This is a genomic window from Nitrosomonas sp. sh817, from assembly GCF_030908545.1.
GTDB lineage: Bacteria > Pseudomonadota > Gammaproteobacteria > Burkholderiales > Nitrosomonadaceae > Nitrosomonas.
In genome coordinates, this window is record NZ_CP133083.1 from 2,796,734 (window position 1) to 2,818,672 (window position 21,939).

Sequence of the window (21,939 nt, forward strand, 5' to 3'; positions counted from 1 at the left end):
ATGAATACTTCACTGAATAAACCGCTCATCAGCGTTGTCATGCCGGCTTACAACCACCAAGCATTCGTGGCTGAGGCGATCCGCAGCGTGCTGACACAAACGTTGCAAGACATCGAGTTGATCATTATCAATGATGGTTCCACCGACAATACCGAAAAGGTGATTCTGGAATTTGCAGATTCGCGCATCCGCTATTTTACGCAATCCAACCAAGGCGCCCATCATGCGCTCAATCGCGGTATCGCGCTGGCGCAAGGCGAGTATCTCGCTATTATCAATTCCGATGACGTGTTTCTCCCCAACCGGCTGGAAATCATGTTCGACGCTTTACAGCAAAGCAATTTGGATTTTGTCATTTCGGATATCAATCTGATTAACGAGTATTCTGAAATTATCGTTGATTCTTCCCATTGGTGGTTGACATGGTATGAGGATGTCAAGCAAAGATATCAGCAAACACCATCGCCGGCCGCCACATTACTTGCCGGGAATTATGCGATTTCATCGTCCAATTTTTTCTTTCGTGCGAGTTTGGCAAATAAGCTCGGCGGCTTCCGGCCGTTTCGCTATATTCTCGATTATGACTACGTTTTCCGTGCGGCGCTGATCACCCCGCGGACCTTTTCTTTTCTTATTGGCCAAAAGCTGCTCAACTATCGTTTGCATTCGAGCAATACCATCATGGAAAACCGGCTCCTCGCCAATATTGAAACCCGTTATTTCATCAAGCAATCGATCAGCAAATACTTCGGCGATGAATTACGCGCACCGGTCGCTTATCTAAGCAAAATTGACAATTACATCAAGAAAATTCAGCAACATAACTTTAACCAATCCATTCATGCATTACGCCAACAGAATGATCAACTGCAACATCAGCACCATCAGTTGCACGATCGCTGCGAGCGGTTGATCCGGCAGTTGGCGTTATTCGAAAATTCCAAAAGTTATCGAATCGGCCGCATGATTACCGCGCCTTATCGCTGGTTCGCGTCTAAGTGGCCAGGGAAGTGACACTCAAGAACTCGCAAGTGATTCGTACCGCAGCAGACTTACGCTCGGAAATTGAACGTCACATCCCGCGGATTAAAGCCGTCTCGATTGATATTTTTAATACCGTGCTGGAACGAGACGCCGTTACGATCGAAGACTGCCAAAAAATGCTGGCTCGGCGGATCGTCCGCACGATGTTCGATCGTTTCGGCATTGCCTGCACCGTTCAGAACTTGCAGCAATTAATCAAAACCATAGAAAATGCGCTGAGAAACAATCCAGCAAACACGCCCGGCGATACCCCCTACCGGTTCGCAGACTTTGCGGAAGCGTTGGCGCGCGCTCTAATCAAAAACAATACCGTTGACTCAGCCACATTAACCGGCAGGATCATTGCGCACATGCGCGCGGTTGAAACGGAAGTTTTGCTGGTCAAAACCGGCACGGCGTCTATATTGGAGTGGCTAACTCATCAAAATCTTCGCATTATCGCAATATCCGATAGGGTCATCGATCCGGCGCATTTCCAAAGCTTTCTGGAAGATAAAGGACTTATCGCGCATGCCGGACGCATTTATGTTTATCCGGAATGCAATGCTGCAATACCGCGCAAACAATTTTTCGAATCCCTGTTGCAACAGGAAGGCTTACACCCGCATGAAGTCATTCACATCGATAGCGATCAGCGATTCAATCAGCGGCCATTGACGGAATTAGGCATCACTACTATTCTATTTGACGACGCTGCAGATAACAGGCAAACGCAAACCGCGCATTGGTATCATCAGCTTGCTCAAAAAAACGCCTTTTGGCGCGGCCGTCATTTATTGCAGCTCATCCGTCCGGCAGCAGCCCGATCCTTTCACTATAACTACGGCTATGAAATATTAGGCCCGATATATGCAACATTTATCCTTGGCGTTATCGAAGCAGTAAAAAAGCACCATATCAAGCAAGTGTTCTTCCTCGCCAGGGAAGGCGAATTGTTCATGAAGCTATTCAATATGCTTTGCCCGGATTGCTTCGAACCGGATCAGATACCATCCGCGCATTATCTGTTTGTATCCCGTCGATCGACTGCTTCCGCAGCAGCGCACCGCGGATTGAGTCATGAAATTGCCATCACGCCGTTGTTCAATCCCAAACAACAAGGCTGGTACTCGATTTTTCAAGCATTTGATTTACCGCCTGAAGCATTTTCCGCAATTTGCCGGAATCACGGCTATCCCGAAATCCGGCAGCCTATTGCCGATTGGGAGTCGGTTCAATTTAGGGAAATGCTGAACGATCCCGATTTTCAGAAGATTGCTCAGCAACATGCTGGAAAAAACTGGCATCTACTGCATCGCTATCTGGAACAACAGCATTTCTTCACTGAAAAACAAGTAGCGATCGTGGATATCGGCTGGAATGGCACGACCCAGAAATTCTTGCAAGAAGCTTTTGGGCAAGATGAAAATTACCCGCATGTAATGGGACTTTACTTCGGATTTATTGGCGGCAGAAAATACCAATTTGACTCTAAAAAAAATACCTTGCTGGGAATCCTGTGCGATGAACGGAACAAAACCAGGCCGGGAGATATTTTTAGCCGGTTCGAAGAGATTTTTGAAGAAGGTGCGCGTGCGCTTCACCCCACCACGATCGGCTATCAATTCGATCAGCAAAACGATAGGATAGTACCCATTTTCAAACCGCTATCCGGTGATACTAAAAACACAGAATCGTTCACCAATCAATACATTAACGAGATTCAAACCGGGGTCCTGGATTTTACCAGCGAATTTGCGCGCGCAATTGATTTGACCGGCTATCGCCTTAATGATATCAAGCCTTTTATACTAACCTTGGCCGAAAGAGCCGTTGCATTTCCAACTACTGAAGAATGCAACCAGCTCATGCAATTGAACCATTCGGAAGATTTCGGCACGGAAAATACCATGAATTTTCAGCAAGAAAAGCTTCATGGCTGGAATGCCTTGTTGAAACCCGGCAATCTCTACCGGATGTTAAAGAGCGCCAACTGGAAATACGGCACTGTCTCATCGCTGGGTATTCCGGGTTTAAATAGTGTTTTACGGCTGTTCGATTTATTGAAATCAAAATGATAAAGAAATTGCACTTTAACAACCAATTCGATCTTAATGCTTGTACCAGCGGGCAGTTACTCAAAATTTTTTTGATCCATAAAATCTCTAACCTTGCCGCCGGCAATCAAAAAAAACACTTGCCCGTAACACCGCAATGGCGTGACTTCGTGTCAATTCTGCTGATTCACTATGGCTATCCGGTATTCCGGTTCTTACGCCACTCACGCTCGATCATTTCCAAGCTGATGAAACGCCCATAAATACAATCTCCGGAAGCCATCCATAGGAACCTGTGCATTGAAACCATTGTGTGAGGACATCATACCGGTTATCGTCACCTACAACCCTGACAAAGTCACGCTGATTGCCAGTATTAGCGCATTACTCGAACAGGTTAAAATCATCGTCATCGTCGACAATGGCTCGGATAATGACGTTGGCTCATTACTGCAGCAATTGCAACTGCCACAACCCGATGCACTATGTTTTCTGGCATTGAACCAAAATTTCGGGCTTGGGAAAGCTTTTAATGCCGGTATTGCTATTGCCCGGAATATGCATGCGGCATTTGTACTGCTGATGGATCAGGACAGCATTCCGGAACCGGATATGTTGCAAGAATTGCGTCGTATTCATACTCGATTGTCTCATCAGGAAAAACCAGTTGCCGCAGTCGGCGCGAGCTATCGAAATCAGACACATGAAGGACTGGCGCCTTTTACCCGGTTGACACAATTCGGTCTTGCAAAGATTCATTGCGAGGGCCGCACAGATTTTGTGCAAACCGATTTTCTGATATCGTCCGGGACACTGATTTCGATCCAAGCATTGGATCAAATCGGCGGCATGGATGAAGATCTTTTTATCGATCACATCGATACTGAGTGGTGTTTCCGTGCGCAATCCAAAGGATACAAAGTATTCGGCGCCTGTCATGCCGTCATGCGGCATGCATTGGGAGACCGCCAGGTTCGTGTCTGGTTGGGCCGGTGGCGGACCATCGCATTCCACCAGCCTTTCCGCTATTACTATATGTTCCGGAACAGTGTGCTGCTCTGGAAGCGCTCCTACATGCCCAGTGCTTGGAAACGCGCCGATAAATTCCGCACCTTGTCGGCTTTGATTTTTTTCACGATATTTTCATCCAATCGCCTTGCCAATCTTGCAATGATGTTGAAAGGCTTGTGGCACGGATTCAACAACCGCAGCGGAAAATTATTGAGCGCTTCGAAAAATTCAGATGGAAATTAAAACACATCGCTGGCAGCCAGTATCCATCGTCACTGTCAACTACAACGGCGGCTCGCTGCTGAATCAATGCGTGCATGCTGCGCTTGAGCAAGCACGGGAAGTGATTATTGTCGACAATGCCTCGTCTGATTCCAGTTTGACAGAACTCGAACAGCGCTTTTCCTCCAACGAGCGCTTCCAAACCATTCGCTTGCCCCATAATCGCGGTTTCGCTGCCGGTTGTAATACCGGCCTTAGCGCATCAACGCAACCTTATATTCTTTTTCTGAACCCGGATTGCATCCTGCAGGAAAATTCATTACAGCGCATGGTACAAGTACTAGAATCAGACCCGCGGATCGGCATGGTTGGCGGTTATCTTGTTAACCCCGACGGTTCCGAACAGGGCGGCGGGCGGCGGGCGATTCCTACGCCGTGGCGGGCTTTTGTACGCGCTTTCGGCTTATATCGCTTGGCAAAATACTGGCCAAAAGTGTTTTTTGATTTTCATCTGGATCAACAGCCTCTCCCCCAAGAACCTGTCGAAGTTGAGGCGATATCCGGCGCATTGATGCTGGTGCGGCGTCAAGCGATTGATGATGCAGGTTCCTGGGATGAGCAATATTTTCTGCATTGTGAAGATCTGGATTGGTGCATGCGATTCCAACAAAAAAACTGGAAAATTGTTTTTGTGCCGGATGCGCCGGTTATCCATTATCAAGGAACTTGCAGCCGCGCCCGGCCTTTCTTTGTCGCTTGGCACAAACACAAAGGCATGTTGCGTTTCTACCGCAAATTTTTCCGCCAGGAATACCCGAGGGTATTGATGGGATTGATTACTTGCGCTGTATGGCTGCGCTTCAGCGCCACCGTCATTTATTACGTCCTCAGAAACGGCTATCGCAAATTGGTACCCGGTCATGATTGAAAAACAAGTAGGCGTGCTGGGCGCGACAAGCTTGACCGGTGAGTGCATCCTGCGGCAATTGGTGCAACAGGGCTGGCATGTGCATGCATTTTCCCGGCAGGCAATTATTGACCACCACCCGAAAATAACCTGGAGGCGGATTCATCCAACCCAGCCGGCAGACTTTGACAGCAGTGACAATCCGATTCCTTACTGGTTATGCGCGGCTCCCATCTGGGTTTTACCCGAATACTTTGATTTGCTAATAGCCTACGGCGCGCAACGAGTTGTAGTATTATCTTCCACCAGTCGCTTTACCAAGGAAATTTCATCCGATCCTTTGGAAAAAAAAATTGTGCAGCGATTGATAGCAAGCGAAGACAAATTACAAACCTGGGCAACCGCGCATCGAATTGATTGGATTATCTTGCGGCCCACCTTGATTTACGGGCACGGTCGCGATAAGAATATCAGTGAAATAGCAGCGTTCATCCGCCGGTTTGGTTTTTTCCCTTTGTTTGGCGCCGCGCAAGGATTGCGGCAACCTATTCATGTCGAAGATGTTGCTTTGGCTTGTTGTAATGCACTTGATACTTTAAATTTGGCCAATCGTTCTTATAATCTTACCGGTGGAGAAGTCTTATCGTTTCGTGAAATGGTCCGGCGGGTATTCGAAGCACAAAATCTTCCCACAAGAATGTTCACGGTGCCCATGTGGCTATTTAAAATCGCACTCTGGGGATTAAAGCGGCTGCCTCGTTATCGCAGTTGGTCACCGGCAATGGCCGAAAGAATGAATCAGGATTTAAAATTCGATAGTTCGGAAGCGCAGCGGGATCTTAAACTGGTTCCCAGACCGTTTAAGCTTACGGCTATGGATTTACCTTATCAGTCCAGACAGTAGACAACTCATACCAAACCCATTTATTTTTGCAAGCAATCACAAAAAGCACACCTTCATGACGATTATTGACCGATGAAAATCAAACTGAAAGCACCGCAGAATGAAGTTGCGCTTGCATTAACCAGCTTCAAGAAAACTTTCCGGAACATCGGAGTTTTTAGCGCGGTGATCAATATGTTGATGCTCATGCCCGCCATCTATATGCTCCAGCTTTATGACAGCGTATTGACCAGCCGCAATGAGATGACGCTGTTGATGCTGACGCTGATCATGCTCGGCGCCTACGTTTTTATGGGCGCGCTCGAATATGTGCGCACCTTTGTTTTGATCCGCGTGGGCGCACAGCTTGACATGAAACTGAACAGGCGCGTCTACACCGCCGCCTTTGAAGCCAGTTTAAAACATGGCGATACCAACGCCGGTCAGGCTTTGAAAGATTTAACCAACATCCGGCAATTTCTTACCGGGAATGCGTTATTCGCTTTTTTTGATGCGCCCTGGTTTCCGATCTATATATTCGTGATCTTCATGTTTCATCCGGTATTGGGTGCATTTGCACTATGCGGCACCACCCTATTGATCATACTGGCTTATATCAACGAAAAAATTTCACATCAACCGCTGGCCGACGCCAATTCGGTTGCGGTCGCTTCCACCAATTTGGCCACAAACAATCTGCGCAACGCTGAAGTCATCGAGGCAATGGGAATGTTGCCGAATCTTCAATCCCGCTGGTACCAGTTGCACAGCCGTTTTCTTAATTTGCAAGCGGAAGCCAGCGAGAAATCCGGCATTGTCACGGCGCTATCCAAATCTTCCACCGTCGCATTGCAATCCATGATGCTGGGTCTTGGCGCTTTATTGGTGCTGGATAACAGCATTACACCCGGCATGATGATTGCCGGATCGATCCTGCTGGGCAGAGCGATCGCTCCGGTTCAGTTGTTAATCAGTGTATGGCGGCAAATCGGCGGTACTCGCAGTGCTTATGACCGATTGGTCAAATTGCTTGACGACAACCCGGCACGCAAAGCCGGAATGGCGCTGCCCAAGCCTCAAGGACTGATTACCGTCGAGAATGTCACAGCGGCGCCCCCCGGCAGTAAAATCCCGGTGATCAAGGGATTAACTTTTTCTCTTCCTGCGGGCGAAGTCCTGGGTATCATTGGCCCAAGCGGTTCCGGAAAATCAACCTTAGCGCGCCTGCTGGTCGGCGTATGGCCGGCCGCCGCCGGGAAGGTACGGCTCGACGGCGCCGATGTGTATCTTTGGAACAAAGATGAGTTAGGCCCGCATGTGGGTTATTTGCCCCAAGATATCGAATTATTTGCTGGATCCGTATCAGAAAATATCGCGCGCTTTGGCCAGATTGATGCGGAAAAGGTAATCCTGGCTGCCAAGCGCGCCGGCGTTCACGAAATGATTCTCAACATGCCGGAAGGCTACGATACGCACCTGGGCGACGGCGGCGCCGGACTATCCGGCGGACAAAAACAGCGCCTTGGTTTGGCCCGGGCGATGTACGACGATCCTTCTTTGATCGTTCTCGACGAACCCAATTCAAATCTCGATGACACCGGCGAACAGGCGCTTCTGGCTGCCATCATTGATTTACGCAAACGGGGCAAAACCATTGTGTTGATTACGCATCGCACCAGTATTCTGAGCGCAACCAACAAACTGCTGCTTTTGCACGATGGTACCGCGAAGATTTATGGCCCTACGCAACAAGTCATTGAAGCACTGACCAAACAACAGCAAGCGCAGTTGGCTCAGAAAAAGGCCGACGATCCGGCAACGCAGAACCAAGCACCCCAAGCAACCAACAATCCTTAACGACACGAAATATGGCGGCTTTTTATACCTTTGGAAACATACCAATAATCGACCGGGAATTTTCATGAAACTTGTTGCCGAAAAAAAAGATACGGTGATTGAAAACGCTCCGGCCCATCTGCCCAATCAGGTACAAACAGACGATACCGCTTATACTAAACTCGGCTGGTGGATCGTCTTAGCCGGTTTTGGCGGTTTTATTTTGTGGGCAACTTTTGCACCGCTGGATAAAGGGGTTCCAATTTCCGGCACCGTAACGGTTTCCAGCCACCTGCAAGCCGTGCAACATCAGACCGGTGGAATTATCGACAGCATCCTGGTCAGGGAAGGCGATCATGTGAAAGTCGGCCAAGTACTGGTTCGCATGAATGATGTACAAATCAAAACCAAAGCGGAAATAACCAGAAATCAGCTTTATACAGCGCGCGCTGTTGAAGCGCGGTTATTGGCTGAACGCGACGGCAGCAATGAGATTATTTTCCCCGATGAATTGCTGGTGCTGCATAGTGATAACCGCATCGCCAATAACGTGCTCATCCAGAATCAGTTATTTACAGCACGCAAACTGGCTTTGCAACATGAATTGGCAGCCCTTGACGAAAGCATTTCCGGTTTTAAATTTCAATTGCGCGGCCTTGAAGCCACGCGCAGCAGCAAAAACCAGCAATTAGCGCTTTTGAAAGAACAATTGGATAATCTGAGAGATTTAGCGCAAGATGGTTTTGTGCCACGAAACCGTGTTTTGGAAACAGAACGCACTTACACGCAGCTACAAGGCGAGATTTCTTCGGATACCGGCAATGCCGGCCGCATTCAACGCCAAATAGCCGAACTTGAGCAACGTCGCATTCACCGGCTGCAGGAATATCAAAAGGAAGTACGCCAACAGTTGTCCGATATTAAAAAAGAAGCGGATGCACTCAGCAGCCACTTGCAGGCACAAGAATTCGAATTGGCGAATGTCGAAGTCAAGGCCCCGGTTGAAGGCACCGTGGTCGGAATGAATGTATTTACCGAAAGCGGCGTTATCGGCCCCGGATTCAAATTAATGGACATCGTCCCGAGCGATGACGTGCTCGTTGTTACCGGCCAAGTTCCGGTTCATTTGATCGACAAGATTTACGTCGATCTTCCGGTCGATCTCATTTTTACAGCGCTTAATCAAAAAAAGACGCCGCAAATACCCGGCATCGTGACGCAAGTATCGGCTGACCGGCTGATCGACGAGCGCACCGGCCTGCCATTTTTTAACATTAAAGCCAAAGTCACCCAGGAAGGTATGAAGCAATTGGCGGATCAGCAGATCCGTGCAGGCATGCCGGTAGAAGTATTCATCAAAACCGGCGAGCGTTCATTGATGAGCTATTTGTTCAAACCAATCCTTGATCGCGCCCATTCAGCACTGAGCGAAGAATAATCATAATGAAACCTGATTTTCAAAAGCTGCTGCCGATCGTTGGTTTTTTGATCTTTCTAAATACCACGACGCAAGCTGTCGCCTTGAGTTTATTGGATGCTTACGAAGCAGCAGTGAATCATGATCCGGCTTTTCGCGCGGCGGTACACGAAAACGAAGCGGGACAGCAAGCCGAAGCTATCGGTCGCGCTGGGCTTTTACCAAGCTTGAACGTCACCCATGCGCAAAATAAGAATGCAGGTACCTTGACACAAGGTAATGTCACCGAGCCTCTCAATTTCGACGGCCAGGTCAGCACGCTGACGCTCCGCCAACCTTTGTTCAACATGGAAGCCATCGCAGGCTATCAGCAAGGAAAAGCGAAAGCGGATTCGAGCCGCGCTAAATTTGTCAGTAATAGCCAACAACTCGTTGTCCGTCTGGTTGAAGCTTATGTAGAAACATTATTGGCGCAGGATCATGTGACAATCGCCGAGGCGCAACTGGAAGCACTCGAAGAGCTGAAACGCGTCAACGAGCGGATGTTGCAGAAAGGTGAAGGCACGACCACCGATGTACTGGAAACACTATCAAAACATGCGATCGCGCAAGCCAAATTAATTGAAACCAAAGACGAGCTGGAAATCGCAAAGCTTAAACTCGAAGCGATTGTCGGACAAGAAATAACAAAATTGGATCGGCTCTCGCCATCCTTCAGCACCCAGTCGATTCAATTACCGGATTATGATAATTGGCACACCCTGGCACTTGAACAAAATGCGGAATTAATCACGCAGCGGCATACGGTCACATCCGGCAAAGAAGAAATCAAGAAAAATCGCGCAGGGCATATGCCTCGTCTCGATTTTGTCGCCAGCCTTACGAAAAATCAACGAGGTTCTTTTATTAATCGTGGTCTGGACGCAGAATTCGGTACGGTGGGCATCGAAGTTAATATGCCGCTTTATGCGGGAGGCCGCGTCAGCGCCCTTACGACCCAAGCTACCGCAAATCATGCACGCGCCGAGGCTGATCTTGATGCGATGACCGATAAGGTTCTCGTCGAACTTCGCAAGCAATACAATCTATTGATAAGCGGAGTTAAAAGGATTGAATCGCTGGAACTTGCGGTTAAATCCGCGGAGCTATTGGTAGAGGCCACGCAAAAAAGCATCCGCGGCGGCATCCGCATCAATTTGAATCTACTGGAAGCTCAACAGCAATTACACACCACACGGCGCGATCTCGCTCAGGCAAAATATGGTTACTTACTCACTTACCTTCGTTTGCAACTCGCTGCCGGTACACTGGCGCCGGAAGATTTACGAAACATTGCAAATTACTTTAAAACCGGCGGGAATTGAGCGATCAACATGATGATTCTTTTAATAACCACTCATTGCCAGTACAATCAGATGCAATTCATAGCCAATCAGAATCGCATAACCGGCCAGAACCGAATAATTAATATGCCGCACTCGAATACCCTTGAACAAATGGACTTCATGATGAATTATCAGCATGACAAGCGCCAATGACGTGAGTGCAAGCTTAAAGGCCACAAACTTTTCTGTACTATCTTCGATTAAAACTTCCATAAACCAATTCAGTTCTTTACCGCCATTAGCAAGAATATTGAGTGTAAGGAATGCATCCATGGCGCTCAAGAAAAGTACCGCAATGGCGCACAGCATTAAATGGCTGGCATAACGATCGACATATACCGGTTTCCCCCTTGTAGTTATCCGGCGCTCGCCAGTCCTCCGGCCGCTCCTGATCCCCAAATGATAGGCACAAAAAAAAGGCATCTCTTGACGCCGATCCTGCCCTCGAATATTTAAAACTGCAATCGAATCTGCCATGTATCACTCCTTTTAACATCTCGAACTTATATGCATCTCATATATATCAAAACGTTGTTTTTAATTAAGAAACAATATATAAATAATACAGCGTAATATGAAAGGTGTCAGTGTAAAACTGCATGTTGAGCATTGCAACAAACTTTTTACTGTCTTTTCAACAAAAAAATTGACATCGAACGCTATAACAAGTTCTAATATGCGGTTCTATATTGACTAAATTATGAGAAAAAAATGAAACGTACTTATCAACCGTCAGTTACAAAAAGAAAGCGTACACACGGATTCCTAGTTCGCATGAAAACGCGTGGCGGCGCTGCGGTGATTCGCGCTCGCCGGGCAAAAGGGCGTGCTCGCCTCAGTGTTTAATTGCTTGTTAAATTTTTTTATATTTTTTTATTAAGAATCACTTTCTGTTAAAGCGATGCAAACTACGCCGTGCAACGGAATTTGCTGCGGTCATTAATTTTAAGCATCAAGTCAACGGGAATTTAATTCAAATTTACGCAAAACCGAACGGATTGGGCTACGCGAGGTTTGGATTAATAGTTTCTAAGAAAATTGAACGGCATGCGGTCAAAAGAAACCGGATTAAGCGAATATTACGCGAAACTTTCCGGAAGCACCGGTCTGAGTCAGGCAGTCAAACACTGGATTGGGTAATCCGAATAAGGCGTTCATTAAGCAAAAATGAATCCATGGAATTGGTCTCCGAAATGCAATTATTAATGTTTCAATTACAGCGATGTCACGATTAGTTATTGCCTTGATTAAATTCTATCAGTACTGCATCAGTCCTTTCTTCGCACCCTCATGCCGCTTTAGTCCAACTTGTTCCCAATATGCTCGGGAGGCATACAAGAAATATGGTTTCTTGCGAGGAACACGTTTAAGCGTATGGCGCATCCTGCGATGTAATCCTTGGAGTAAAGGCGGTTACGAACCTGTACCATAACGATTTCCCCGATCACGCCATCAAAATTATTGAGATAAAATCTGGACAATAAAAAATATTCATTTTCTCGATGCTGAAACAATCACTTTATATGATGTTTGTGCTAGAAAAACAACTTGATTAGAAATAATGGAAACAAGAAAACTTATATTAATTATCATCTTCTCTACGTCACTACTTTTTTTGTGGGACTCATGGCAGAAAGAAGTTTATCCTCCAGCCTCGCAAGCAATGCCTGGAGCAACCTCGAGTGCTACTAACCAGCATCATGATCCATTACCCGTGCCAGGTGATGAACTAACTTCTGCAACGGCAGAATCCGGCGCGGCTTCCAAAGTGGAAGGCGTCAATCCGTCAGTAACACCCAATCTGTTTAGTATCGGCGAGAAAATTAAAGTACAAACCGATATGGTTGTCGCTGAAATTGATACAGCGGGTGGCGATATCCGTCAGCTCGGCTTGATCTTGCATCCCTCCAGGGAAGACATCAATAAGCCCTATGAGTTATTGCTAGACAAAACAGCACGATTCCAGGTTTCCCAATCGGGGTTAATCGGCGATGGATTACCTAATCATAAAACCAAATACTCGGCAGAATCTGACAGCTATCAGTTGGAACCTGGCCAAGATAAAATCGTAGTGCGCCTGAAGGCACCTGAAGAAAATGGCATCCAAGTAACGAAGCTATATACCTTTCATCGCGGCAGCTATGTCATTGATGTTGAATTTGAAATTGCCAACCATAGCGGATCTGCGATTATTCCATTTTCCTACTTCCAAATGCTTAGGGACGCAAACGAACCAGCGGGAGCCGGTGCATTGGTTCACTCTTACACTGGTCCCGCAATGTATACGGATTCCGAAAAATTCCTGAAAATTAAATTTTCCGATTTGGATAAAGGAAAAGCGGAGTATCCGAATAATGACGATAATGGCTGGATTGCCATGTTGGAACATTATTTTCTGACAGCCTGGCTGCCGACGCCTAATACACCCCGTGAATATTTTGCCAAGCGACTGGCGCCCAACCAATACACAGCGGGTGTGATTGTACCCGTTGGCGTAATTGAAACGGATCAGGTCAAGAATATCTCGATACCGTTTTATGCGGGTCCACAAGAACAAGACAAACTGGCTGAGTTATCGCCGGGCCTTGAATTGACTGTGGACTACGGTTGGTTAACCGTACTGGCTAAACCGCTATTTTGGTTACTGTCTTTTTATCATTCATGGACAGATAACTGGGGGGCGGCAATTATCCTCTTGACCGTTACTGTCAAACTCCTGTTCTTTCCATTATCCGCCGCCGGTTATCGCTCGATGGCAAAACTGCGGGTTGTAACACCCAAATTGCAACGCATTCGCGAGCAATACGCCAGTGACCGGCAACGCATGCATCAGGCCATGATGGAATTCTACAAAGAAGAGAAAATTAATCCCATGGGAGGTTGTTTACCGATTCTAGTGCAAATACCGGTATTCATCGCGTTGTTCTGGACACTCATGGCAGCTGTTGAGCTACGCTACGCACCGCTTGCGCTGTGGATAACCGACATGTCGGTACCGGATCCCTATTATGTTTTACCGGTAATCATGGGGATCTCAATGTGGGTACAATCGAAACTCAGCCCCACTCCGACCGATCCGATACAAGCGAAAGTCATGCAAATCATGCCGTTTGCTTTCAGTATTTTCTTTTTCTTCTTTCCAGCAGGATTAGTACTTTATTCACTGTGTAACAATATTCTATCGATCACCCAGCAATGGCAAATCACCCGCATGTATGAAAATAAAGCAGAAAGTGATGCCAGCAAGGATAAAGATAAGAAGAAAGGCAAGGGTAAGCCTGAACCGGTTTCCGAGAAGCCTCTTTTGACTGCTACTGTGGAAAAGGAAGGTTCTGCGGAAACAACTACGGCTGTCAGCACCGAACAAAAAGTGGAGCAACAACCTCAACCGGCAGCAGCTTCCACAAAAACCAAAGCACCGGCAAAAGCTAAAAGCGGGACTCCGGCCAGGAAAACCAGAAAAAAATAGCACTCTGCATGGCCGGTTGATCTTCTGAATAACCGGCCTTATTTTTTGCGGATGCAGTCTCCGGAGTCATTTAATCGTTAGCACTGAAATCATTGCCGCCATTGCAACTCCACCCGGCCGCGGTGGAATCGGGGTAATTCGCATTTCTGGCAAGGATCTAACAACACTTGCCAAAGTAATACTCGGTAAGCTTCCAAAACCACGCTTCGCCAGTTTCAGCAATTTTCTGGATACTGAAGGCCACATCGTTGATCAAGGCATTGCGCTCTACTTCCCGGCGCCCCATTCATATACCGGTGAAGATGTGCTGGAACTGCAAGGTCATGGCGGCCCCGCTGTGATGAATTTACTGCTTGCAAATTGTCTTGCAGCCGGAGCGCGTTTAGCGCAACCCGGCGAATTTACGCTCCGGGCTTATCTCAATCATAAAATTGATTTAGTTCAAGCTGAAAGTGTTGCGGCCATTATCGAGGCCAGCACAAACGAAGCCGCCCGGTGTGCGATGGGCTCTTTACAAGGTAATTTCTCAACCAAGATACACGAGCTAGTCAACGCACTGATTACGCTGCGCATGCTCATTGAAGCAACTCTGGATTTCCCCGAAGATGAGACCGAGAACTTGGATGCCCTGGGAATTGACGAAAAACTGGTGCAAATTCATCAAAAACTGGAGCAGATAACGCTGTCAGCACAGCAAGGAAACATGTTGCAGGAAGGTATCCGGATCGCGCTTGTGGGAGCCCCGAATGCAGGAAAATCGAGTTTGCTTAATCAGTTAGTGCAAGAAGAAGCAGCCATAGTCACCGACATTCCCGGCACGACCCGTGATTCCATTCAGCGCACCATTAGCATCGCCGGAATCCCGATTCATATCATTGATACAGCCGGACTCAGAGAAACCCATGATATTGTCGAACAAAAGGGTATCGAACGCACGCATGCCGCAATTCACAGTGCCAATATGGTGCTTTACTTGATCGACATTAATCAGCGTCCGATCAATTCCGCGGATCCGATTCAGCAGTTTCTTCCAAGCGGTAAACCGCAAATCACGATATTCAATAAAATTGACTTAATTCACCAGCAGCCTGAAGTTAATGAACTGAAAAATGGACTCATTATTTATCTTTCCGCGAAAACCGGAGCAGGAATCGACCTGCTGCGCGAGAAAATACTGGATCTGGCGGGGTGGCAATTCAATCATGCGGGAGAAGGTTTATTCATGGCCAGACAGCGTCATCTCGAAGCTTTGAAGCTGGCCCAAACACATGTTACGAATGCACAATCAGTGACTATGCGGGAAAATCAACTGGAAATCCTTGCAGAAGAATTACGGCTCGCGCAAGGTGCCTTATCATCCATTACCGGAGAATTTACTGCCGACGATTTATTGGGTGAAATTTTTTCCCGCTTTTGCATAGGAAAATAGAAAAAAGCCTTTGCACAAAACCGTTCCCTGCGATACCGGGATTTAGAGTATTCTTTTAATTATGCTGTAATTGCTCGTACCAGCGCTGCTTGATCTCTTGACGTTTTTGAACAGGCAATTGCTCCAACTTCCTGAATCGTTCTCTTGCCTGTTTTCGCTGCTCAGCGGTTAATAAATACCAGCTTTGCATCTGTGATTGAGCGCGCTGTTGTTCAATCGGATTCATATTAGGATAGCGCCTTGCAACGCCTAACCACTTTTTCTTCCGGGCGGATTCCATATCGTCCCAGAATTCCGCCAGCGGTTCCAGAATTTTCTGCTGCTGAATAGTTAACTCTTTCCACCGCGGTCTGCTAGGTTCAGCAACAGCCTCTAAAGTAAAAAACAAATACAAACCGCAGAGTACTATTAATCGATATCCAGCCATTCCTCAAACTCATTGTCTATGTAGGCATCAACCGGCAATTCATCAGCCAAGATTTGAACATCAATAGCCATGTTATTATCGTGTTCAAAAAATTGCGTAAGAAAAACATTCATCATTATAAACAGGACGGTCAATAATAATAACAACTTCCCGGCATCATGATGACCACCGGACCTTCCATATACCGAATTGCCACGGCCGGAATTGATTAACTTCAATGATTCAGGTTCACATTGTTCCAATGCAGCCCGGCGAGCGGATTGCAGCCGGTACAAAGTACTTTGCTTTATGGTCTCGTTGGTACTTTGATCCAACAGCGTGACAACTTTCTTCCCAAATTCATGCTCGTTCATAATTCCACTCCTTTTGCTTTGAGTATTGTAGCTAAAGAATGAGCTGCACGGGAACAATGTGTTTTAACACTTCCTTCCGAACATTTCATAATGATAGCCGTTTCCGCTAAACTCATTTCTTCCCAATAACGCAATATAAAGGCTTCGCGTTGACGAGGCGGGAGAATTTGAAGCGACTCCTCAATTAGCGCAATGAGCTGTGTTTTCTCAATTTGAGCTTCCGGGTCATTGGAATCTTGTTTAACTTGCAGCGTTTCGAGAATGTCGAACTCTTCCTGATTCTTATCCTGATCCTTGGGCGTGAACGCAGAAAAGAGCGTGGTCCAAAGCGTGCGGATTTTTTGCCGGCGGTAGAAATCGCGAATGGTATTTTGCAGAATGCGTTGAAACAACAGCGGTAACTCCTCAGCGGGCCGTCCAGCATAGTTCGCAGTCAGTTTCATCATCGAATCCTGTACGATATCCAATGCAGCCTGCTCATCATGAACCGCAAATATGGCTTGCTTATAGGCGCGCCTCTCGGTTGCAGCCAGAAAATCTGAAAGTTCTTGTCGAGTAGCCAGGATAGCAACCTTTAGGAATGTATAAAACGCATGTGTAAAAGTTTAAAATAATCAATGTAAAATTTTTGTAAAATGGGTGATAAATTACTTCATAAACCCGTCATTTCTTCACCCCAAGGGTTCATGACTATTAGTTTGAAAGTTTTTCTCCAATAAATCCAAGGAAATGCAGAATAAATCGGTATCCAAAACGAGATGCAAGTCGGATGAAGTCAAATCAAGGAAATGAGACATTTCATAAAGATCAGTGAGCTTCCGGATGCCGCCCAACGCAGCAAATCGCTGACGCAGGTAAGTAATCTGTGTTTCCCCAAGGAAAAGCCGCGATTACCAACCAACCTAAAGGTTTGCTACCATGCAACAACGCATCGTTAACTGCCCGCAATGCGGTAAGCCTGTCGCTTGGGAAACTTCCAGCCTTTTCCGGCCATTCTGTTCCGAACGCTGCAAGATAAACGATCTGTCGCAATGGGCACAAGAATCGTACCGCGTTCCGGATTCTCAAACCAATCCCGAAGATAACACAGGCACTGAGTCGACATGATGAATGAATCAATCTACGATCAGAACCGGGAACTTCAGCGCAAGCTGGATCAACTGCTGAAGCAGGCCAGAGCCAATGAAAAGAAACAAGAGTTATATGAAACATTTGGTTTTGAAATCATCGGCGCCAGCACACCCAAACAATTGCGCGATTTGTTGTTGTCTCAGATTGTTTCCCGTTTTCAGCTATTGGATGTGGTGTTATGCCTCATCGATCATCATAAAGACACTGAACGATTATTTTTTGACCGGGATGAAGAAGTGCGCATACAACTTGAAAACAAGCTACAGATACTCGATACCTTAAAAGACGCGGAAATCATCCAATCGCTGGTAAACCGTCCCTTGCTAGGAGTGGATGCGCTCAAAAAATACCCATGGATGATCGCCAATCTGAAAGCCAAGAATCAAATTCGAAGCGCTGCATTTTTGCCTCTGCTGCGCAGCGATCGAGTCATCGGTGCGTTATTAATGCTTAGCCATGATCCGCATCGTTACCAAGAAGGCGTTGGGACACTGTTTCTGCAGAAATTATCGGCGATGACGGCAGTGGCGGTAGAGAATTGCCTCAATCAACAAAGATTGAAGGAAATCAGTTATCAGGATGTACTCACGCAAGCATACAACCGGCGCTACTTTGATCTGCGGTTTAAAGACGAAATCGCCCGATGTGTACGCTGGGACGACGATCTGATCTGCATGTTTCTCGATGTCGATTATTTCAAGAAAATAAACGATACCTATGGGCATCAAACCGGTGATTTGGTACTGCGGCGAATGGTCAGCCTGATCAAAGAACAAGTTAGATCGTGCGATATCGTAGCGCGCTATGGCGGCGAGGAATTTGTTGTCGCGTTACCTTCCACCACCTTGCAGGCAGCGCACGAAATCGCGGAACGCTTGCGTCTGGCAATATGTTCCACACCCATGAGTTTTCTGAATAAACAATTCAAGGTATCCATTTCAATCGGAATGGCCAGTCTGAGAGGATTGTTAACCGCGCAGCAACATGATGTGGATTTTATCTGCTCAACCTTGCTCGATAGCGCAGATAAGGCTCTTTATGAAGCCAAGGAAGGCGGCAGAAACCAGGTCGCGGTTTACGTCAACCGCATTCTCTAAGGGAGTTCTGATTAATTCGGCGAACGAGATAAAGCACGAGGCGCACGGCACAAAGCGACCGAGACATATCAACAAGATAGGCGGGAAAGCGAGTACCGCGCAACGAAGTGATTCGTTCGTATAGCCAATTAATCAGCGCTTCCCTAAGGAAACGCGGACTCATTCGACTCTCCAATTCCGCGCATCATCGCAATCCCGTGCGCACCAAACTCTTGCGCTATTGCCAGATCGGCTGAACATAATCCGCCCAGCGCATAAACCGGTAACGAATAGCCGCGAATCAAGGCAGCAAACCTGCGCCAACCCAAGGGCGGCATACCGGGATGCGTCAAAGTCGGCTGCACCGGCCCCAGCACGGCAAAATCCAAGCCCAGCCGTTCTGCAGCAACAAGCTCTTCACTATTATGACAAGACGCACCGCACAATCCATCATCCGGATCGAGGCGAGACGGCAAAGCCATCAGTTGCGATGCAGTCAAATGCACGCCATCCGCGCCAAGCTCGCGCGCCAACGCCAGATCGCCATTTATCAGAACTTTTGCTTGCGCACGATGCGCCATCGACAACACATCCCCCGCAAATTTCTTTAATTCCGCCTTCGCCATCTGTTTTTCACGGATTTGCAACAAACGTACGCCTTGCGACAGTGCTCGTTCGATCTTGTCCAAAGCCGGTTGAATACCTATTCCGGAAGCATTCGTAACGGCATAAACCGGTGGCAGTGACAGCGCCCGTAGAATCGGATCGTTGGCGGGTAAAACCGGAGCGACTGTCACTTGTTGCGGCAGCTGCCAGCACAAGCTCTGGTTTTCTCTGGGTATCATCATGCCTTCCCACGCCACCACGCGAAAAAAATTCAACCGGACCGTCGCGTGCGGGTATTCAAAAACTTTCGTGATCCATGGATAAGCAAGCCGGACCTGGATCGCAAGCTCCTCCCACAACTCGCGTTCCAGCGCGTGCATCGGCGATTCACTCGGTTCTACCTTACCGCCGGGAAATTCCCAATAACCGGCATAAACCTTTCCTTCCGGCCGTTGCGCCAGCAGGAACTGTCCATCCGCTTGTATTATCACTGCGGCAACAACTTCAACGACCGGAGTTGCATGCATAACCGCCTGAACACTAACTTCCATACTTTTCCGCCGCTAATGCCGCGTTTTTTGCCGCCCGGAGAAATCCCGTGCAAATTGCCAAGCTACCCGCCCGCTGCGCGAACCGCGTTCAATCGACCATTGCAATGCCTCGGTGCGAGCTCGTCCGGTCATCCTGGCTATGCCGAAATAACCCAGCCAGTACCGCACTATATCCAGATATTCATCCTGATTAAACGGATAAAACGACACCCATAAGCCAAAGCGTTCCGACAGTGAAATCTTCTCTTCGATCGCTTCGCTCGGATGCACTTCCTCGCCGATATGCTTCGTGTCGAGATTGTCACGCATGAATTCCGGCACCATGTGGCGGCGATTCGATGTCGCATAAATCAGCACATTGTCGGAAACCGTCGCAATCGAGCCGTCCAATACCACTTTCAGCGCTTTGTACCCGGGCTCGTCGGTTTCAAACGACAAGTCGTCACAAAACAAAATGAACCGCTCCGGACGTTGATAAATCTTTTGCACGATATCATGCAAATCGACCAAATGATGCTTCTCCACCTCGATCAAACGCAAACCGTCTGTCGCGTACTGATTCAATAATGCCTTGATCAACGATGACTTACCGGTGCCGCGCGCGCCGGTCAGCAGCACATTATTCGCCGGCAAGCCTTGCACAAACTGCCGCGTATTCTGGTCGATACGGCGCTTTTGCCGTTCAATGCCGCGTAATGCTTCGAGCGCAATACGGTGCGGATGCGTCACTGCTTCGATGAACCCGGAATTCCCCTGGCGCCGCCAGCGAAAAGCCGCCGATGCCTGCCAATCCGGTTCCGGAGCCGTTTGCGGCAAAAACGCTTCCAAACGATCCAATAATTGGTTCGCGCGCTGATACCATTTATCCCAATCACTCATCGTATTTTCTACCAACCATCAACTGCGGTAGCTTGCATTAATCTTCACGTAATCATAGGAGAAATCGCAGGTCCATACCGTGGTCGAAGCATTTCCGCGATTCAGCACAACACGAATGGTGATTTCAGCTTGATTCATTACGCGCTGACCATCCTCTTCGCGATAATCCGCTGCCCGGCCGCCTTTTTCCGCCACCAGCACATCGTCCAGATACAGTTGAATACCGTCGACATTCAAATCATCAATCCCGGCATAACCGATCGCCGCGAGGATTCTGCCCAAATTCGGATCGGACGCAAAAAAGGCGGTTTTGACCAGCGGCGAATGCGCGATTGCATAAGCCGCTTTAGCGCACTCGTCCTTGCTTCTGCCGCCTTCGACTTGCACGGTAATGAATTTGGTTGCGCCTTCGCCGTCACGCACGATCATTCTCGCAAGCTCTGCCGCCACCTCGGTAATCGCATCCTGCAGCAAACAGAATTCTTCAGTATGGGGATTGAAAATTTCTTTATTACCCGCTTTTCCGGTTGCGATAACGATGAAGGCATCGTTGGTCGAGGTATCGCCATCCACGGTGATGCGATTGAAAGAGCGATCCGCTGCGTGCTGCACCAGCTTCTGCAACAACGGTTGCGTGATCGCCGCATCGGTCGCAACATAGCCGAGCATCGTCGCCATGTTCGGGCGGATCATGCCGGAACCCTTAGCAATACCCGTAACCGTGATGGTTTTGCCCTTGATTTGCACTTGCTTTGACGCCGCCTTCGGCACGATATCGGTGGTCATGATCGCATGCGCGGCATGGAACCAGTTATCTGCTTTGCAATCCCTCACAGCAGCAGGCAATCCTTGGATAATCCGTTCCACCGGCAACGGTTCCATGATCACGCCGGTTGAAAACGGCAACACCTGTTGCGGAGCTAGATTGAGTAGTTTGGCCAATGCCGCGCAGGTCGTTTGCGCATGAACCATGCCCGGTTCTCCGGTACCGGCATTGGCATTGCCGGTATTAATCACCAACGCCCGCACCGATTGCGCCAGATGCCGCTTTGCCACGATCACCGGCGCCGCGCAGAAACGATTCTGTGTAAACACACCGGCAACCTGGGCGCCTTCGGCCAATGCCATCACCAACAAATCCTTGCGCCCGGGTTTCTTGATACCGGCTTCGGCAATGCCAAGCGTTACACCCGCAACGGGCAACAATTGTTCAGGAGATAAAGAGGGAATATTAACTGGCATAGTAAAATCTTTGCGGTGTTTAGAATGCCGCTATG

Annotated in this window: 23 protein-coding genes; 16 read left to right on the plus strand and 7 right to left on the minus strand. The window is 47.9% G+C overall.

The window, feature by feature from the left end; translation table 11 throughout:
- The 9 genes from RBH92_RS13225 (at nt 1) to RBH92_RS13265 (ending at nt 10,720) form a co-directional block, all read left to right on the plus strand.
- On the plus strand, nt 1–1,014 hold the full coding sequence (locus RBH92_RS13225; protein ID WP_307932470.1) for a glycosyltransferase family 2 protein: 1,014 nt from the start codon (nt 1–3) through the stop codon (nt 1,012–1,014).
- Entirely contained in the window at nt 1,011–3,101 is a 2,091-nt protein-coding gene (locus RBH92_RS13230; RefSeq protein ID WP_307932471.1) for a hypothetical protein, read from the plus strand. Before RBH92_RS13225 ends, RBH92_RS13230 begins: the two co-directional genes overlap by 4 nt.
- Complete coding sequence (locus RBH92_RS13235; protein WP_307932472.1) at nt 3,098–3,343, plus strand: hypothetical protein; 246 nt, start codon at nt 3,098–3,100, stop codon at nt 3,341–3,343. Before RBH92_RS13230 ends, RBH92_RS13235 begins: the two co-directional genes overlap by 4 nt.
- A gap of 37 nt (nt 3,344–3,380) precedes the next feature.
- Complete coding sequence (locus tag RBH92_RS13240) at nt 3,381–4,334, plus strand: glycosyltransferase family 2 protein (RefSeq protein WP_307932473.1); 954 nt, start codon at nt 3,381–3,383, stop codon at nt 4,332–4,334.
- Complete coding sequence (locus RBH92_RS13245) at nt 4,324–5,241, plus strand: glycosyltransferase family 2 protein (RefSeq protein WP_307932474.1); 918 nt, start codon at nt 4,324–4,326, stop codon at nt 5,239–5,241. The genes RBH92_RS13240 and RBH92_RS13245 overlap by 11 nt, the downstream gene beginning before the upstream one ends.
- Nucleotides 5,234–6,124: an NAD-dependent epimerase/dehydratase family protein gene (locus tag RBH92_RS13250; protein ID WP_307932475.1), complete on the plus strand. Its 891-nt coding sequence runs from the start codon at nt 5,234–5,236 to the stop codon at nt 6,122–6,124. The genes RBH92_RS13245 and RBH92_RS13250 overlap by 8 nt, the downstream gene beginning before the upstream one ends.
- Before the next feature lie 72 nt (nt 6,125–6,196).
- Entirely contained in the window at nt 6,197–7,960 is a 1,764-nt protein-coding gene (locus RBH92_RS13255; protein ID WP_307932476.1) for a type I secretion system permease/ATPase, read from the plus strand.
- Nucleotides 7,961–8,024: 64 nt separating this feature from the next.
- Entirely contained in the window at nt 8,025–9,377 is a 1,353-nt protein-coding gene (locus RBH92_RS13260) for an HlyD family type I secretion periplasmic adaptor subunit (protein WP_307932477.1), read from the plus strand.
- Between the two features lie 5 nt (nt 9,378–9,382).
- A complete protein-coding gene (locus tag RBH92_RS13265) occupies nt 9,383–10,720 on the plus strand; it encodes a TolC family outer membrane protein (protein ID WP_307932478.1) in 1,338 nt (445 codons plus the stop codon).
- A gap of 21 nt (nt 10,721–10,741) precedes the next feature.
- Here the strand turns inward: RBH92_RS13265 and RBH92_RS13270 are convergent, their stop codons facing one another.
- Complete coding sequence (locus RBH92_RS13270; RefSeq protein ID WP_307932479.1) at nt 10,742–11,218, minus strand: DUF5658 family protein; 477 nt, start codon at nt 11,216–11,218, stop codon at nt 10,742–10,744.
- Between the two features lie 234 nt (nt 11,219–11,452).
- Between RBH92_RS13270 and rpmH the strand changes: the two genes are divergently transcribed.
- From rpmH to mnmE, 5 genes are all read left to right on the plus strand, one after another.
- On the plus strand, nt 11,453–11,587 hold the full coding sequence (rpmH, locus tag RBH92_RS13275) for a 50S ribosomal protein L34 (RefSeq protein ID WP_090721140.1): 135 nt from the start codon (nt 11,453–11,455) through the stop codon (nt 11,585–11,587).
- A 92-nt stretch (nt 11,588–11,679) separates the two neighbouring features.
- The gene (rnpA, locus tag RBH92_RS13280; protein ID WP_307933972.1) at nt 11,680–11,976 is read left to right on the plus strand and encodes a ribonuclease P protein component; all 297 of its coding nucleotides are present in this window, start codon (nt 11,680–11,682) and stop codon (nt 11,974–11,976) included.
- Nucleotides 11,964–12,173, plus strand: a complete 210-nt coding sequence (yidD, locus tag RBH92_RS13285) for a membrane protein insertion efficiency factor YidD (protein WP_307932480.1) — start codon at nt 11,964–11,966, stop codon at nt 12,171–12,173. Before rnpA ends, yidD begins: the two co-directional genes overlap by 13 nt.
- A 129-nt stretch (nt 12,174–12,302) precedes the next feature.
- A complete protein-coding gene (gene yidC / locus RBH92_RS13290) occupies nt 12,303–14,210 on the plus strand; it encodes a membrane protein insertase YidC (RefSeq protein WP_307932481.1) in 1,908 nt (635 codons plus the stop codon).
- Nucleotides 14,211–14,283: 73 nt separating this feature from the next.
- Complete coding sequence (mnmE, locus tag RBH92_RS13295; protein ID WP_307933973.1) at nt 14,284–15,639, plus strand: tRNA uridine-5-carboxymethylaminomethyl(34) synthesis GTPase MnmE; 1,356 nt, start codon at nt 14,284–14,286, stop codon at nt 15,637–15,639.
- A 55-nt stretch (nt 15,640–15,694) separates the two neighbouring features.
- On the opposite strand, the gene RBH92_RS13300 is transcribed toward mnmE, so the two are convergent.
- From RBH92_RS13300 to RBH92_RS13310, 3 genes are read right to left on the minus strand one after another with little or no spacing between them, the layout of a single operon-like run.
- Nucleotides 15,695–16,066 carry a DUF3106 domain-containing protein gene (locus tag RBH92_RS13300; protein ID WP_307932482.1) on the minus strand — a complete coding sequence of 124 codons (372 nt, stop codon included), beginning with the start codon at nt 16,064–16,066 and terminating at the stop codon, nt 15,695–15,697.
- Entirely contained in the window at nt 16,048–16,419 is a 372-nt protein-coding gene (locus tag RBH92_RS13305; RefSeq protein WP_307932483.1) for a DUF3619 family protein, read from the minus strand. Before RBH92_RS13305 ends, RBH92_RS13300 begins: the two co-directional genes overlap by 19 nt.
- Complete coding sequence (locus RBH92_RS13310; protein ID WP_307933974.1) at nt 16,416–16,982, minus strand: RNA polymerase sigma factor; 567 nt, start codon at nt 16,980–16,982, stop codon at nt 16,416–16,418. The genes RBH92_RS13305 and RBH92_RS13310 overlap by 4 nt, the downstream gene beginning before the upstream one ends.
- A 355-nt stretch (nt 16,983–17,337) precedes the next feature.
- Here RBH92_RS13310 and RBH92_RS13315 point away from each other — a divergent pair, with 355 nt between their 5' ends.
- Together RBH92_RS13315 and RBH92_RS13320 are read left to right on the plus strand one after the other, a co-directional pair.
- Nucleotides 17,338–17,526, plus strand: a complete 189-nt coding sequence (locus tag RBH92_RS13315) for a DNA gyrase inhibitor YacG (protein ID WP_307932484.1) — start codon at nt 17,338–17,340, stop codon at nt 17,524–17,526.
- On the plus strand, nt 17,523–18,647 hold the full coding sequence (locus RBH92_RS13320; RefSeq protein ID WP_307932485.1) for a DUF484 family protein: 1,125 nt from the start codon (nt 17,523–17,525) through the stop codon (nt 18,645–18,647). The genes RBH92_RS13315 and RBH92_RS13320 overlap by 4 nt, the downstream gene beginning before the upstream one ends.
- A 143-nt stretch (nt 18,648–18,790) precedes the next feature.
- Here RBH92_RS13320 and RBH92_RS13325 read toward each other — a convergent pair whose 3' ends face one another.
- From RBH92_RS13325 to argJ, 3 genes are read right to left on the minus strand one after another with little or no spacing between them, the layout of a single operon-like run.
- Nucleotides 18,791–19,783, minus strand: a complete 993-nt coding sequence (locus RBH92_RS13325; RefSeq protein WP_307932486.1) for a Nudix family hydrolase — start codon at nt 19,781–19,783, stop codon at nt 18,791–18,793.
- Between the two features lie 12 nt (nt 19,784–19,795).
- Nucleotides 19,796–20,662 (minus strand): ATP-binding protein, encoded by an 867-nt coding sequence (locus tag RBH92_RS13330; protein ID WP_307932487.1) that lies wholly within the window; start codon nt 20,660–20,662, stop codon nt 19,796–19,798.
- Between the two features lie 18 nt (nt 20,663–20,680).
- Nucleotides 20,681–21,904 (minus strand): bifunctional glutamate N-acetyltransferase/amino-acid acetyltransferase ArgJ, encoded by a 1,224-nt coding sequence (argJ, locus tag RBH92_RS13335; protein WP_307932488.1) that lies wholly within the window; start codon nt 21,902–21,904, stop codon nt 20,681–20,683.
- Nucleotides 21,905–21,939 lie beyond the last annotated feature (35 nt).